Raw genomic sequence first — 15,068 nt, 5'->3', positions numbered from 1 at the left:
GCGAAAAGGGCCCCGGGACCAGTTCGGTTCCCGGGGCCCTTTCGCTTGTCAGACGTCGGTGCGGTGGAAGTTCTTGAAGGAGCGGGACGGCGTCGGTCCGCGTTGGCCCTGGTAGCGGGAGCCGTACTTCGACGAGCCGTACGGGTGCTCGGCGGGGGAGGACAGCCGGAAGAAGCAGAGCTGGCCGATCTTCATACCGGGCCAGAGCTTGATCGGCAGCGTCGCGACGTTCGAGAGCTCGAGCGTGACGTGGCCGGAGAAGCCGGGATCGATGAAGCCGGCGGTGGAGTGGGTCAGCAGGCCGAGACGGCCCAGTGACGACTTGCCCTCGAGACGGGCGGCGACGTCGTCGGGGAGCGTGACGAGCTCGTACGTCGATCCCAGGACGAACTCACCGGGATGCAGAATGAACGGATCGCCGCCCTCGGGCTCGACCAGCCGGGTCAGATCGGGCTGTTCTTCGGCCGGATCGATATGCGGATATTTGTGGTTCTCGAAGACCCGGAAGAACCGGTCCAGCCGTACGTCGACACTCGACGGCTGCACCATCGCAGCATCGAACGGATCCAGCTGGACCCGCTTCGCGTCGAGCTCGGCCAAGATGTCACGGTCGGAGAGCAGCACGGTCGCACGTTAGCAGCGTGCTGCTCGTCCGCACAGCTCGCGTTGCCGGTCAGGCCCGTTTCCCGTGCCTGGTGGTGAGTCGTCCGGGGCCCTCAGCTCCCCGGCGTGAGCGCACCACCAGACCGTGGGCCTGAGGCAACTATCTTCAGTTGGCCAGCTTGTTGAACTTCGACACCTGGGTGGCGAAGGTCTTCACCTGCGCCGGCGACCAGTCCTTGAGCAGGTCCTCGATCACCTTGTGCCGCTTCTTCCGGGCCGCGGTCAGCTTGCGCTTTCCGGCCGCGGTCAGCGTCAGCAGCGTCGCACGCGCGTCCGACTTGTCGGCGGCCCGCTTCAGCAGGCCCTCCTCCTCGAGTCGCGCGCAGGCCCGGCTGACCGGTCCCTTGTCCACCTCGAGCGCTGCCACCAGGTCGGCCATCCGCACCGGTGCCAGCTCCTCGACGTGGTTCAGCAACGCGTACTGCGCCGGCTCCAGGTCCGGGTGCGCCTCGTCGGACAGCGTCCGCTGCAGACCGCGCAGCCGCCGTGCCAACGTGACGAGTTCCTTCTCCAGGTTGTCCACCGCGTCAGTTGTGTCTGTTGCCACCGTTCACCCCTTCATCAGTTGCCCCGCAACCATCTTGTCCGGTCCCGGCGAGGACCGCATCCTCACGTTGCGTCGAATGTTGCCCCCGGCAACGCGTTCTAATCTGCCAGAAGATGACGAACCTGCCCAGTCCTGAACGTGCCCTTTGTGAAAAACTGCCCAAGAACCCCCCGTGCAAACCGTCCACCCCCCTCTTTTCGATGCGTTCGGCACCGAATTTCGAGACTGAGCTGCTGACGGCGCAACAACCCGGCGGTTCCACGGTAGGCCCGTTCGGGCCGCCCGGCACGCGGACCCGGCGTGGTTGCGGGCCCCGGGATCGGCTATGCTCTTCACCGCTGTCGGGAGACCGGCCGCGCGGGTGTAGTTCAATGGCAGAACATCAGCTTCCCAAGCTGACAGTGCGGGTTCGATTCCCGTCACCCGCTCCACCGAAATCCCGCAGGTCAGCGGCATGACCTGCGGGTTTTGTCGTCCCAGGGAGGATTCGCCGTGACGCAGGCCGGTTATGCGATCTTTCTGAACGGTGGATACGGCGTCGGCAAGTCGTCGACGCTCGAGCATGTCGGGGACCTGCTCGCGAACGCCGGCAGGCCGTTCAGTCTCATGGACGTCGACTGGTTCCACCGCTCCTGGCCGCCTGCTGACCAGGACAATGCTCTGATCGAGGCACACAACATCGCTGCGGTCTGGAAGTCTTATCGGTCGGCGGGGCCGCGGCAGTTGGTGATGTGTGGGGTGATCAGTACCACGGCTGCTCGGGAGCGATACGAGGCTGCGATCGAGCTGCCTGTTCGGATGGTTCGGCTTACGGCCGAGGCTGACATCACCAGGAAACGCTTGCGGGGGCGGTACAGCGCGAGTCAGCGGTCGGCGCTGGAATGGCACCTGGAGCGCTGCGACGAGATCGCCGAGCGCCTCGACGCCGCGGACCTGGACGAACTGGTCATCGATACCAGCAGGCTTGCGCCGCAGGAGGTGGCTCAACGCACCTTGCGCCACTTCGATCTGCTGGACAGATCAGAGTAAATCGATCGTTTGCGTTGCTCGATGCAGCTGGTCGAGTTTGCCGGGCAGGTCCCGAAGAGTGGTGCCGATGGCGGTTTCGATCGTCGTGGGGTCGCCCATCCATTGGGCTGCGGTGGTCTCTCCGAGTGAGACGCGGATTTGCTCGCCGAGAACCTGGACGACATTTCTCGCCACACTGAGGAAGAGGTCCGCGCCGGCCCATCCGAGTTCGCCGCCTGCGGCGACGTACGCGGCGAGGATTCTCTTGATTTGCGTGGGTTCGCCGGCTCCGAAGATGTACGCGGACCGACCTGCCTCAAGGGCCGCGCTGTCCGTTCGGACGCTGTCCCAATCCACCAGAACGGGGCCGGATCGCGACGTGACGATGTTGTGCGGCTTGAAGTCGCCATGCGTTGTCACGAGATCCGGTACGACGTCGCAGAGTTCCGCGATGCGTGTGGTGATCGCGAGGATGTGCGGAAGGCCGTCATTTCCCCGAGCCCATGCGGCGTCACGGTTCCGGGCCTTGGCGAACCAACCCTCCCAAGTCTCCGGCGGCGCTTGCCGCCACCACTCGGGCAAGCCACCTGGGCCGAGCGGCTGCAGTTGATGGACCTGCGCCATCGTCCGGCCGAGCCAGGCCGAGACGTCCTGGTCGTGCTGAGAATGCTCGATCCATCGGTAGACCCGGAACAGCCGGTCGTCGACGCGGGTCACCCAACCGAGGAGAGGATCGGTCGGCACGACCGGCTCCGGCATGTCTACACCGGCCGCAAGCGCCCGACGCTCGAACGCCATCGCGACCGCCAGTTGGTGCACATCCGCGGCAGGAAGGTACCCCTTGACGAAATAGCTCCCGGTCGCGGTGTCGAGTCGCCAGGCATCCGCGTCGCCGCGCCGGACATGGATCAGGTCGCCGTCCGGGGTGCCCAGGTCGAAGGCGAGCGCGATTTCTTCTTTCAAATGGTTGACCTAGGTTCCGTAGACCTCGAGTTCGACGATGCGGGAGTACGTGTGGTCGTTGCCGTCGAGGCAGAGGATGCGTACAGCTTCCGCCTGGACGGGGTCAAAGGTGGAGGTGACGTGGCCCAGGGTGTTGCCGCGGACCTGGGCGACGGTCTGCCACGCACCGCCGACCTTCGCCTGGACGTCCCAGTCGCGGAGGCCGTTGAGCCGTGCCGGGTACTTCACCGAGTCGAGTGTGTAGAGCTCCACCCGGTTCACGGTGGCGGGCGCCGACAGTGCGACGTCGTACGTGTCGGGGAAGACTGCGCGGGTGCCGTCGTTCCAGCCGGTCAGGGTGTCCCAATGTTCTGGGTCGTTGTCTCCGTCGACGGCGCCGCAGAGCGTGAAGTTGCCGTGGGTGGAGGACGCCGTCGCCTGCTCGCCGAGCGCGAGGTTGTCGCCAGGGCCCTTCGCCGGCAGCGGCTCGACGGTCACCGGGACGGTCACGCGGTTCCGGTCGACCTCGAGATCGATCTTGTACGAACCGGGCTTGGTGTCGCGCGGTACGCGAACCTCGACAGGTGCGGAGACGGGCTGGTCGGGGTCGACCGCGGGAAGCCATGACGAGAAGAGTGTGCGGGACAGCTGCAGCGGACCGGTCGGCTCGAGCGTCAGGTCGGCGTACCGGTCCTGGCTACCGGTGTTGGTCATCGTCAGGTTGAGGGTGCCGGGGAAGCAGGGGAGTCCGACCACGCTCAGCTGCTCCGGGGTGACGCTCACCGCCACGTCGGACGTTGCCGCAGGCATCGAACTGGAGCCGAGCAGTGCGGCCGCCAGCAGGGTGCCGGCCGCGACGACGGTCTGTCGGGGGATCCTCATTCGATTTGTTGCGGGGAAGCCCCGTCCTGCTGGACGGGGACGAACCGCAACTCCCTCCCTTCAAGTGAAAACTGTCGGTGCCGTCTGGTCGGATGTGCCTTGTGTCTCGCTACCGCCTTGCACCCTCCCCAGCTCAGATCTCCAGGTTGCTGGAGCACTGCAGGCATGCGCGGTATGTGTGGAATCTGGGCTTGGAGCAGCGGTTGATGTGGCGGCCCGATCGTCCTGCAACCCCCGGGTATGTGACACAGTCCTCGCAGCTCACTGAGGCCCGTGCGGCGGAGTCGTGGTTGAAGGCTGGATCGCAGACGGTGCAGCAGCAGGCGCTGCGGGATCTCGACCAGGCGTGGCGGAACTTCTACAACGGCACCCACCAGCGGCCGACGTGGCGCCGGGAAGGCGTGCACGAGGGATTTCGGGTGGTTGGGTCGCAGGCACTGCGGGTGGAGAAGTTGAACCGGAGGTGGGGCCGGGTGTTGGTGCCGAAGGTCGGCTGGGTGAAGTTCCGGCTGTCCCGCAAGCTGCCGGACGCGAAGTCGTACCGGATCAAGCGTGACCGGGCCGGGCGCTGGCACCTCGCGTTCGCGGTCATCCCCGAACCCATCCAGACACCAGGAACCGGTGAAGTGGTAGGTGTGGATCGTGGAGTGACTGTCTCGGCGGCTTTGTCGACCGGGGAACTGCTGTCCTGCCCTGGCCTGTCGGGGCCGGAGCAGCGGCGAATGAAGCGTCTGCAACGGAAGCTCGCCAGGGCCAAGCGTGGCAGCAACCGACGCGGGAAGATCCGGGCCGCGATCGCGCGGTTCAAGGCCCGGGAGAGTGACCGACGGAAGAACTGGGTCGAGCAGACGAGCACCGACTTGGCCCGGCGGTTCGACGTCATCGGTGTCGAGCAACTGCGTATTCGTAACATGACGAGGTCGGCGCGCGGCACCCTCGAAGCGCCGGGCCGCAACGTGCGGCAGAAGGCCGGGCTCAACCAGGGAATCCTCGCCCAGGGCTGGGGTCGGCTCGTTCAGCGTCTGGAGCACAAGGCGCCGGGCCGGGTCGAGAAGGTCAATCCTGCGTATACGTCGCAGACCTGCAGTGCCTGTGGGCATGTCGCATCGGGGAACCGCGAGAGCCAAGCGGTGTTCCGGTGCGTCGCCTGCCGGCACGAGGCCAATGCCGACGTAAACGCGGCCATCAACATCGCACGCAAGACCGCGGCCGGACGGGCCGTGACTGCACGCGGAGAGACTGCGGTACAGGTCTCTGAGAAGCGTGAACCTCAACACGCACCTCCAATGGTCGCGTAGCTGGAATCCCCCGCCTACAGGCGTGGGAGGACGTCAATTCTGTACCTCCGCGATGCCGGGGCGGCCGTCCTCGACGAGGAGTTTGGCGCGAGTGCTCACGGTGCCGCCCTGGACGGACACCTTGTCGACGACGCGGTAGTCGGAGATCCACCGCTGCGGCGTGATGGAGCAGCTGACGTACCCGCGCTGGAAGTTGCCGAACTTCATGTGCGGGTTCTCCCGCAGCAAGGTCGCGCCGCCGGCGTCGAGGTCCTCACCGTCGATTCCGGACGTGATCGACGTACCGACGAACTCGGCGCCGACCGTCGCCGACGCGGGGTCGTTGAAGTCCAGCTTCAGGTCCGACGCCACGCTGCGATGCAGGTCGCCCGCGATCGAGACGAGGTTGCGGACCTTCCGCTGTGCTGCGCCGCCGAGGATCCGGTTCCGCGACGCCTCGTACCCGTCCCAGGTGTCCATCGGGACCAGCACTTCCGGCCCGTCCTTCGTGTCCAGCCGGGCGATCGCGGTCTGGTGCGCCAGCACGTTCCAGCGCGTCTGCGAAGCCGACCATCCGTCGAGCAGCCACTTCTCCTGCGCGTCACCGGTGATCGTGCGCGCCGGGTCGGCCGTCTCGGGGCCGGGCGCTTTGGTGCCGTCGCCGTACGCCTGGTCCGACCGGTACTGGCGTGTGTCGAGCACGTTGAACTCCGCGAGCCGCCCGTACCTGATCCGCCGGTACAGCTGCATGTCCGGCCCCTTCGGCAGTTGCGCGAGCCGCAGCGGCATGTGTTCCCAGTACGCGCGGAACGCGTTGGCCCGGCGTACCCGGAACTGGGCCGGCGGCGCACTCGGATGCGCCTCGTCCGCCCAGTTGTCGACCACCTCGTGGTCGTCGAGCGTCACGACCCACGGCGCCTTCGCGTGCGCGCTCTGCAGATCGGGATCCAGCTTGTACGCCGCGTACCGCTGCCGGTACTCGTCCAGCGTCACGGTCTGCTGGGTGATGTACGGCTCGTTCGAATGCGGCCGGATACCGCGGTCGATCCCGAACTCGTAGATGTAGTCGCCGAGGAAGAACACGACGTCGTGGTCGCGCTTCGCCATATCGGCGTACGCCGTGTACCAGCCCTCCCACCATGCCTGGCAGGACGCGAACGCCAGCGACAGTTCAGGAACGACAGCGTCGTACGCCGGCGCGGTCTTGGTCCGGCCGACCGGGCTGAGCTGCCCGTTCACCCGGAAGCGGTACCAGTAGTGCCGCCAGGGCCGCAGTCCGCGTACGTCGACGTGCACCGAATGGCTCGCTTCGGGCCCGGTCCTGGCCGTGCCGGAGCGGACGATCCGGTGGAACCGCTCGTCCTCCGCGACCTGCCACTGCACCTCGACCGGCCGCCGATCCATCCCGCCGAACGGCGCGAGTGGATCGGGGGCCAGCCGGGTCCAGATCACCACCGCGTCCGGCAACGGATCGCCGGACGCGACACCGAGCGTGAACGGATCCCGCCGGTCGACCCGGCCGGTCCAGCCCGCTGCGGCCGTCTTGATCTCCGGAAGACTGCCGCTCAGCGCGAGCGCCGCCGCTGCTCCGCTGACGGTAAGGAAATTGCGTCGTGTAGTCGGCATCGGCACCCACCCACCCGATCATCCTGAGGTGATCACATCCGTAACGGGAGATTACGAGAAGTTCACACAACGGGGTGGGAAAATGACCGGTTCCGGCCTATTTCACGATCTTGCTCGCCGGCGGAGCGGTGATGTTCACCGGCTTGTTGTAGTCGGTCATGTTCATCACCATCGAGACGCCTCTGAGGTCGAACGTCATCCGCCGGACCAGGTGGGACTTGTCCAGCCACATCGAGTAGGTCAGCGTCTTCGGTAGCTCGGCCGGGACCTTCTTGCCCTGGAGCGCCAGCGCCTTCGCGGTGTTCACCGTCACGGCGTACCGGTCGAGCTGCTGGCCGCCGATCGTCTCGGTGCGGACGAACTTGACGTCGACCATGCTCTTGTCGAAGGACTTGTAGATCTTGGTCGGGTCGCCGCCCTCGATCAGCTCGCTCAACTGGTCGTTCAGACCGGACGCGAACTTCTTGAACTTCCCGGCCGGCGTGATCCCCGGGATCGAGAGGTAAGCGGTCTTCTTGATCACGACGATCTTCGCGGTCTTGCCCTGGAACGCCGCACCGGACATCTCCATGGACATCGCGACCGGGTTCGTCGTCTGGTAGCCGTCCATCGTCATCAGCGTCGAGCCGTTGGCGGTGACCGTGCCGACCGTGTGCCAGGCCTTCTGCTTTCCGACCGCCGACGTCATCGCCGGGACGAACGTCACGCGGTTCAGGTGGGCGACCGTGGCCGGTGCGGCCGTGGTTGTGTCGACCGGCTTGGGTGCGGCGGTTGTGGTGGCCGGCGTCGATGGCTTGTAACCGGTGGCCTTGGGCTCTCCACCGCAGGCGGCGAGGCCGAGGGCGAGCGGTACGGCGGCCGCGGTGGCCACGGCGGCGCGGAACTTCATGATGCGTTTTCCTCCCCAGGTGATTCAGACGGTGGATCTTATGGTCTGGACCACCTGGGGAGGAAGAGGTTTGCAGCTAGTTGCAGGTCAGCTTTCGCCACGCTTTACAGAAGCGAGCAGGAGCTGCGCGACGTCCTGGACCTCGACCGACTCACGGGCCGATCCGTCGGCCTGCTTGGCGGTGAGGCCGTCGGACAGCATCACCCGGCAGAACGGGCAGCCGGTGGCGATCTTGTCGGCGCCGGTCTCGACCGCCTCGGTGGTCCGGTTCAGGTTGATCCGGGTGCCGAGCTTCTCCTCCATCCACATCCGCGCGCCGCCGGCGCCGCAGCAGAACGACTTCGTCTGGTTCCGCGGCATCTCGGCGTACTCCGCGCCCGGGATGATGTCGAGCAGCTCGCGCGGGGCGTCGTACACCTGGTTGTGGCGGCCGAGGTAGCACGGGTCGTGGTACGTGATCTTCTGGCCGTTGAGCGAGCTGTCGGCCTGCGCGACCGGGGTCAGCTTGCCGTCGCGGACGAGACGGTTCAGCAGCTGGGTGTGGTGGATGACGTCGAGCTCGACACCGAGCTGGGAGTACTCGTTCTTCAGCGTGTTGAAGCAGTGCGCGCACGTGGAGACGACCTTGCGGACGTTGGTCTCCTTGAAGACCTCGGCGTTCTGCATCGCCAGCTGCTGGAACACGAACTCGTTGCCGGAACGCCGAGCCGGGTCGCCCGTACACGTCTCGCCGTCGCCCAGCACTGCGAACGAAACGCCCGCGATGTTCAGCAGCTCGGCCACCGCCTGTGTGGTCTTCTTCGCGCGGTCCTCGTACGCGCCCGCGCAGCCGACCCAGAACAGGTACTCGACCTCATCGAGCGACTCGACGTCCGAACCGACCTGCTTGACCTCGAACGGCAGGTCCTTGGCCCAGTCCATCCGGCCGGACGGGTTCATGTTCCACGGGTTGCCCTTGTTCTCCAGGCCCTTGAACAGCCCGTTGAGCTCGGACGGGAACGACGACTCGATCAGCACCTGGTACCGGCGCATGTCCATGATCGCGTCGACGTGCTCGATGTCGACCGGGCACTGCTGCACGCACGCACCGCACGAGGTGCACGCCCACAGCGCCTCCTCGTCGATGACGGCGACGTCCGCGGGCCCGACCAACGGCTTCTCCTGCTCGGCGAGCACCAGCTCCGGCAGCGACTTGCGGGCGTCGTCATCGGCGGCCAGCAGGTACGGCGCCTTCGCGTACGCGTGCTCGCGCAGCCCCATCATGATCAGCTTCGGCGACAGCGGCTTGTCGGTGTTCCACGCCGGGCACTGCGACTGGCATCGCCCGCACTCGGTGCAGGTGGTGAAGTCGAGCAGGCCCTTCCAGGTGAAGTCCTCGACCTTGCCGACCCCGAGCGCCGCGTCCTCGTCGAGCTCGTCGATGTTCTCGAAGTCGATCGGAGCACCGTTGACCATGATCGGCTGCAGCGCGCCGAGCGCCGTACCGCCGTCGGCCTTGCGCTTGAACCAGATGTTCGGCCAGGCGGTGAACCGGTGCCAGGCCACGCCCATCGTCGCGTTCAGCGAGATCGTGATCATCCACGCGAACGAGATCAGGATCTTGATCATCGCGACCAGGTAGACCGTGTTCTCCAGCGCGTGCTCGGACAGGCCGCCGAACAGAGCGTCGCCGACGAAGAACGTGCTGGGGAAGTGGAACTTGGTCCCGGCGCCGAGCTCGTACTCGAGTCCGCGGAGCAGCAGGATGCAGATCAGTACGCCGAGGATCGTGTACTCGACGTAGTACGCCTGCCAGGCGGTGGATCCGAAGAACCGGCTGTAGCGGCCCTTCTCGCCCCGCGGCAGGTTGCGCAACCGGATCGCCATCAACCCGATGATCGAGATCAGGCCGGTCCAGGTGAGGAACTCGCTCACCCACTCGAACACGAACCAGTGACCGATCACCGGCAGCACCCAGTGCGGGTCGAACAGCTGCCCGAACGCCGTCACCAGGCTGAGGAACAGCCCGATGAAACCGAACGCGACGAACCAGTGCAGCACGCCGATGTGGCTCCACTGCAGCATCCGGGTGTGGAGAAGTGTCTCCTTGGCGAGGGTGACCGAGCGCTGCCCGGGCTGGTCGGTCCGGCTGACCGGCTGGCCCAGCTTGATGACGGACACGATGTGCCCGATCGTCTTGCCGAACAACGCGACACCGACAGCAGCGATCGCGAGCGAGACGACGATGGCGAGGATCTGCATACCAGCGATGTTATTGGTCGGTTACCCGTCAGTCATGTCTGTGTAGGGCTCGTCACGCCGCCAATTCCGCTGTCACCAAATCGACACACAGCGTTACAGAAGGATCGTTGCGCCGGAGTAGACCGGTCCGTAAGTTTCTAACCACTGCAACCGCAGTACCTGTCAATCGGTTTCGGTGGGAGAGAACCATGCGTCTTCGTCGGGGAATCGCTGCTGGAGTACTGATCGCGACCGGTGTGGTGGTGCCGGCCGCGGCGAACGCGGCACCGGCCGTGGCCAAGAAATGCGACACCAAAGCGGTCTATTGGTACGAACGCGGCGGGCACGAGGTGTACGTCGGCACGAACCTCTACAGCGACTGGATGGAGGGTCCGGGCCGGATCACCTACCAGAAGACCGCCACCTCGGAGTCGAACTCGGCCTGGTCCGGTGACCTCGGGGTGAGCATCCCGCTGGTGATCGCCGAGATCCAGAACAAGTACTCGAAGACGGTCGGCAAATCTCACGCGGTCACCGACAGCTGGTCGTACACGGCTGAGGTGCCGGCCGGCAAGGTACGTCGCTTGCACCAACTGAAGCAGTCCTGGCGGGTCCAGGTCGTGCGCTGGAAGTACACCACCAGCGACTGCAAGAAGACCAAGGAAGTCAGCAACAAGACCGCCACCTTCCCCACCAAGAACCGCGACTACATGTGGATCCTCGTCGGCCGCGAGTAGGCCCGGCGAGTAGGTCAGTCGAGGAGTCGGGTGAGGCGGGTGGCGACGGCGGCTCGGCGGGGGTCGTCTGTTGGTAGGCCGGCGGCGAGGGCCTCGAAGATTTCCAGGTCCTCGGCGCCGGTGGCGGTCTGCGCGAACTGCCACAGCAGGTCGGGGTTGCGGGCGTCGAGGGCCGCGCGGCGGAGGGTGGCGTCGAGTTCGTCGCGTTCGGAGCGCAAAGCCGGGGCGTCGGAGCGGGCGAGCAGCGGACCGGCGTACAGCTCGAGGGCCTTCGGTAGGTCGCCGTTGCGGAGGGCTGCCTGTACTTCGGCCACGTCCCCGGTGACGTCCGCGATGATGCGGTACGGCTTCGTGTCGAGGACTCCGCCGCCGAGCAGGTTCCGCAGCCGGTGCATCTCGGCGCGGACCGTGGTCGGGTTTCCCTCGTCGCCGTACAACTGCAGCATCAGCTGCTCGGCCGTGAGTCCGGTCGGCTGCAGCAATAACAGTGCGAGTACTTCGGCGCGCCGCAACGTCAGCGCGATCTCGCGGCCGCCGACGATCGCGGTCGGCTGCCCCGAGCCGAGCAGCTTCAACCGCAAGGACGGTCGCGTACGGCGCACCGGCGCACCGGGCATGCGGAGCAGGAAGCCCTCGTCGAGTCGCTCTACCAATCCTTCCCGTCCGTCGCCGAGGTCGATGCGATCGGCGCCGTCCGGTACGACGAGGCGGTCGGGCAACCATTCGAGCGGCTGGACCGCGAGCACGCGGCCGGTCGGGGTCAGCAACGCGCCGGGCGCATCGCCGAGCGCCATCAGGTGCCGCATGTTGCGGGCCCGCAGCATCTCGTCGGCGGCGGCCATCCGGACCTTCAGCTGACCCTCGGCGAGCTGAGCCGCCGCGGTCACCAGGGCAACCATCGCGGGGTGGACCGTGCGCAGCGGTCCGGAGACGTCGACCGCGCCGAGCAGCTTGCCGGTGTCGGGATCGTGCACCGGCGCGGCGGCACAGGTCCATTCGTGGATCCGGCGGACCAGGTGCTCGGCCGAGTGGATCTGGACCGGTTGACCGACGGCGAGCGACGTACCCATGCCGTTCGTCCCGATCTGCTCCTCCGACCAGACCGCGCCCTCGGACAGTGCGATCCGGTCGGCCTGGCGTTTCACCTCCGACGAACCCTCGCGCCACAGGATCGTCCCCTGCGCGTCGGTGATGATCATGATGTGCGACGCCTCGTCGGCGATGGTGGTCAGCGTCTGCCGGAGCACCGGGAGGACGGCCTGCAGCGGATGGTTCTCGCGGATCGCCGCGACCACGTCCGGGTCGACGATCACCGGCGGCGCGTCCAGTTCGGGATCCACCGCGGCCGCGAGAGAGCGCTCCCAGGAAGCCGCGACCAGCGGGCGCGGGTCGCCGGTGGCCCGGCCGCCGCCGAGCACCTCGTCGTACAACTCGCTCAACCGGCGGGCCTGATCCGCTGCGTCCATGCCGCCTCACTCCGCGCTGCAACGTCGGTGCAACGTTCATTCTCCTACCTTCGGTTCAACGTCGGGTATCCGAAGGAGAACCAATGACGATCTTCGCAGCTCCTGGGCAGGATGGCAGCCCGGTCAGTTTCAAGGCGCGCTACGACCACTACATCGGCGGCGAGTGGGTGCCGCCGGTCAAGGGCGGGTACTTCGAGAACCCCACTCCCGTCACCGGTGAGAACTTCACCGAGATCGCTCGCGGTACGGCGGACGACGTCGAGCGCGCCCTCGACGCCGCCCACGGTGCCGCGCCGGGCTGGGGACGGACGTCACCGGCCGAACGGGCGAACGTCCTGAACAAGATCGCCGACCGGATCGAGGCCAACCTCGAACTGCTCGCGGTCGCCGAGTCCTGGGACAACGGCAAGGCCGTTCGCGAGACGCTGGCCGCCGACCTGCCGCTGGCGATCGACCACTTCCGGTACTTCGCCGGCGCGCTGCGGGCCCAGGAGGGCTCGGTGTCGGTGATCGACGACGACACGATCGCCTACCACTTCCACGAGCCGCTCGGTGTGGTCGCGCAGATCATCCCGTGGAACTTCCCGATCCTGATGGCGGTCTGGAAACTGGCGCCGGCGCTCGCGGCCGGCAATGCCGTCGTACTCAAGCCGGCCGAGCAGACCCCTGCCTCGATCCACGTGCTGCTCGAACTGATCCACGACCTGCTGCCGCCCGGCGTGCTCAACGTCGTCAACGGATTCGGGGTCGAGGCCGGCAAACCGCTTGCCTCGAGCAACAGAGTCGCCAAGGTCGCGTTCACTGGTGAGACCACGACCGGCCGGCTGATCATGCAGTACGCGTCCGAGAACATCATCCCGGTGACGCTCGAGCTCGGCGGCAAGAGCCCGAACGTGTTCTTCGCCGACGTCGCGTCGTCCCGGGACGACTTCTACGACAAGGCGCTCGAGGGTTTCACGATGTTCGCGCTGAACCAGGGCGAGGTCTGCACCTGCCCGTCGCGGGCGCTGATCCAGTCGTCCATCTACGACTCGTTCCTGGGCGACGCGGTGGCCCGGACGCAGGCGATCAAGCTCGGCAACCCGCTCGACACCGACACGATGATGGGCGCGCAGGCCAGCAACGACCAGTACGAGAAGATCCTCGCCTACCTCGAGATCGGTCGCGCCGAGGGCGCCCGGGTCGTGACCGGCGGAGCTCGCGCGGAACTGGAAGGCGACCTCGCCGGCGGGTACTACATCCAGCCGACGGTCTTCGAGGGCGACAACAAGATGCGGATCTTCCAGGAGGAGATCTTCGGCCCGGTCGTCGCGGTCACGAAGTTCGACGACTACGCCGACGCGATGAAGATCGCCAACGACACGCTGTACGGACTCGGGGCGGGCGTCTGGTCGCGGGACATCAACACGGCGTACCGGGCCGGCCGGGAGATCCAGGCCGGGCGGGTCTGGACGAACAACTACCACGCGTACCCGGCGCACGCGGCGTTCGGCGGGTACAAGAACTCCGGCATCGGCCGGGAGAACCACAAGATGATGCTCGACCACTACCAGCAGACCAAGAACCTGCTGGTCAGCTACAGCCCGTCGAAGCTCGGCTTCTTCTGAGCCCATGGTCGAGAAGGTGTTGCTGACAGACGCGGCGGCGGAATGGCTCCGCCGCCTCACTGAGATGCACGGTCCGCTGATGTTCCACCAGTCGGGTGGCTGCTGCGACGGCAGTTCGCCGATGTGTTACCCGGACGGGGAATTCATCACGGGGTCGGCGGACGTGCATCTCGGTGATCTGGTCGTCGACGGGGTAGACGATCCGATCGGCTTCTGGATGTCCGCGAACCAGTACGAGTACTGGAAGCACACCCAACTCACCGTCGACGTGGTGAAAGGCCGAGGCAGCGGCTTCTCGGTGGAGGCCCCCGAGGGCGTCCGCTTCCTGATCCGCTCCCGCCTCTTCACCGACAAGGAGTCCGCCGAACTAGGACTCCCCTGATCGAGTGCCGACCGTCCGGTGGCGTTGCCGGGCGGCCGGCACTCTTCCTTCACACAAACAAAAACGGCCTCCCGAAGGAGGCCGTTGGACCAAAGCCGCGAGGCCTTGGCGTGGTCATCACATTCTAGCCACCCATAGGCTTGCGACTCCAAACCTGCGCGGAAGACACCATGCCAGGGGGTTCTCTACTGATCTGCAGGGTTCTCCCCTGGTGTATGAGGGGAGAACCCTGCGTTCGAGGGGAGAACCCCTGCCGCGACAGGCCCCGGAACTGAGTTCTCAGTGGCCCGCCGTCAGGTAGTCGGCGAGTTCGAGGGGCGTCCGTACGTCGCCGCGGAGTACGGCGGTGTAGATCTCGGAGCTGTCCAGGTCGGGGCGCTCGGTCTTCAGGTGCAAGATCGTCAGTTGCTGGTCAGGTGAGGCCGCTCGCAGTCGTTCGGCGTGGGCGACGTGAGGGCGTTCTACGACGTGTAGCCAGAAGGTCAGGTCGATCTTCCAAGCCTGGGTGTGCAGGACCGCGTAGAAGCGTTCGTCGGTGATCGCCGGTGTCGGACGACGGTCTTCGCGTTCGTCGCGCAAGTCGACGCTGCGGAGCGCGACGTGCTGGGCGAGTGTCGTCAGCCCGGCGAGGACAGTCGCGGCGGTGGCGTCCGGGGCGTCGAACATGATGTCGAGGTCGCGGTCGACCATAAGGCCTGACAGTGCGCTGCCGATCAGTGCCGGCTCCCACGGGAACGCGGTGCCGAGGTCCAGGCGCGTGAAGAGCTGCTGGGCCTCGGTCTGCAACGCGTGGGCTCGGTCGACGAGGGACATGGTTCGACG

Annotated in this window: 14 protein-coding genes and 1 tRNA gene; 6 read left to right on the top strand and 9 right to left on the bottom strand. The window is 66.5% G+C overall.

The genetic code is table 11. The annotated features are described in order from the left end of the window. Positions 1 to 48 precede the first annotated feature (48 nt). A complete protein-coding gene (gene dcd, locus OHB24_RS09480; protein WP_327638583.1) occupies positions 49 to 624 on the bottom strand; it encodes a dCTP deaminase in 576 nt (191 codons plus the stop codon). A gap of 145 nt (positions 625 to 769) precedes the next feature. Beyond that, positions 770 to 1,210 (bottom strand): MarR family winged helix-turn-helix transcriptional regulator, encoded by a 441-nt coding sequence (locus OHB24_RS09475; protein ID WP_130388106.1) that lies wholly within the window; start codon positions 1,208 to 1,210, stop codon positions 770 to 772. 357 nt (positions 1,211 to 1,567) lie between these two features. Between OHB24_RS09475 and OHB24_RS09470 the strand changes: the two genes are divergently transcribed. After that, positions 1,568 to 1,641: transfer RNA gene (locus OHB24_RS09470), tRNA-Gly, on the top strand. A gap of 61 nt (positions 1,642 to 1,702) precedes the next feature. Continuing rightward, entirely contained in the window at positions 1,703 to 2,239 is a 537-nt protein-coding gene (locus OHB24_RS09465; RefSeq protein ID WP_327638582.1) for a hypothetical protein, read from the top strand. Here the strand turns inward: OHB24_RS09465 and OHB24_RS09460 are convergent. Further along, positions 2,231 to 3,181 carry an aminoglycoside phosphotransferase family protein gene (locus OHB24_RS09460; RefSeq protein WP_327638581.1) on the bottom strand — a complete coding sequence of 317 codons (951 nt, stop codon included), beginning with the start codon at positions 3,179 to 3,181 and terminating at the stop codon, positions 2,231 to 2,233. The genes OHB24_RS09465 and OHB24_RS09460 overlap by 9 nt on opposite strands. Positions 3,182 to 3,190: 9 nt before the next feature. Next, positions 3,191 to 4,042, bottom strand: coding sequence for a galactose-binding domain-containing protein (locus OHB24_RS09455; protein WP_327638580.1), 852 nt, complete (start codon positions 4,040 to 4,042; stop codon positions 3,191 to 3,193). A gap of 92 nt (positions 4,043 to 4,134) precedes the next feature. On the opposite strand from OHB24_RS09455, the gene OHB24_RS09450 reads away from it, so the two are divergent. After that, positions 4,135 to 5,340 (top strand): RNA-guided endonuclease InsQ/TnpB family protein, encoded by a 1,206-nt coding sequence (locus OHB24_RS09450; protein ID WP_327638579.1) that lies wholly within the window; start codon positions 4,135 to 4,137, stop codon positions 5,338 to 5,340. Between the two features lie 33 nt (positions 5,341 to 5,373). On the opposite strand, the gene OHB24_RS09445 is transcribed toward OHB24_RS09450, so the two are convergent. The 3 genes from OHB24_RS09445 to OHB24_RS09435 form a co-directional block, all read right to left on the bottom strand. Then, positions 5,374 to 6,945, bottom strand: coding sequence for an alkaline phosphatase D family protein (locus OHB24_RS09445; protein WP_327638578.1), 1,572 nt, complete (start codon positions 6,943 to 6,945; stop codon positions 5,374 to 5,376). A gap of 97 nt (positions 6,946 to 7,042) precedes the next feature. Next, complete coding sequence (locus tag OHB24_RS09440) at positions 7,043 to 7,834, bottom strand: hypothetical protein (protein WP_327638577.1); 792 nt, start codon at positions 7,832 to 7,834, stop codon at positions 7,043 to 7,045. Between the two features lie 87 nt (positions 7,835 to 7,921). Beyond that, complete coding sequence (locus OHB24_RS09435) at positions 7,922 to 10,075, bottom strand: (Fe-S)-binding protein (RefSeq protein WP_327638576.1); 2,154 nt, start codon at positions 10,073 to 10,075, stop codon at positions 7,922 to 7,924. Between the two features lie 188 nt (positions 10,076 to 10,263). Between OHB24_RS09435 and OHB24_RS09430 the strand changes: the two genes are divergently transcribed. Then, positions 10,264 to 10,791 carry a hypothetical protein gene (locus OHB24_RS09430; RefSeq protein WP_327638575.1) on the top strand — a complete coding sequence of 176 codons (528 nt, stop codon included), beginning with the start codon at positions 10,264 to 10,266 and terminating at the stop codon, positions 10,789 to 10,791. Positions 10,792 to 10,805: 14 nt separating this feature from the next. On the opposite strand, the gene OHB24_RS09425 is transcribed toward OHB24_RS09430, so the two are convergent. Beyond that, positions 10,806 to 12,257: a GAF domain-containing protein gene (locus OHB24_RS09425; RefSeq protein WP_327638574.1), complete on the bottom strand. Its 1,452-nt coding sequence runs from the start codon at positions 12,255 to 12,257 to the stop codon at positions 10,806 to 10,808. A gap of 83 nt (positions 12,258 to 12,340) precedes the next feature. On the opposite strand from OHB24_RS09425, the gene adh reads away from it, so the two are divergent. After that, a complete protein-coding gene (gene adh / locus OHB24_RS09420) occupies positions 12,341 to 13,864 on the top strand; it encodes an aldehyde dehydrogenase (protein ID WP_327638573.1) in 1,524 nt (507 codons plus the stop codon). Positions 13,865 to 13,868: 4 nt separating this feature from the next. Further along, on the top strand, positions 13,869 to 14,246 hold the full coding sequence (locus tag OHB24_RS09415) for a DUF779 domain-containing protein (protein WP_327638572.1): 378 nt from the start codon (positions 13,869 to 13,871) through the stop codon (positions 14,244 to 14,246). Positions 14,247 to 14,525: 279 nt separating this feature from the next. Here OHB24_RS09415 and OHB24_RS09410 read toward each other — a convergent pair whose 3' ends face one another. Further along, positions 14,526 to 15,059: a hypothetical protein gene (locus OHB24_RS09410; protein ID WP_327638571.1), complete on the bottom strand. Its 534-nt coding sequence runs from the start codon at positions 15,057 to 15,059 to the stop codon at positions 14,526 to 14,528. Between the last annotated feature and the right edge of the window lie 9 nt (positions 15,060 to 15,068).

Source organism: Kribbella sp. NBC_00482 (assembly GCF_036013725.1).
Taxonomy (GTDB): Bacteria; Actinomycetota; Actinomycetes; order Propionibacteriales; family Kribbellaceae; genus Kribbella.
Note: the sequence above shows the minus strand (reverse complement) of the source record. Positions and strands in the feature narration are given on the sequence as shown.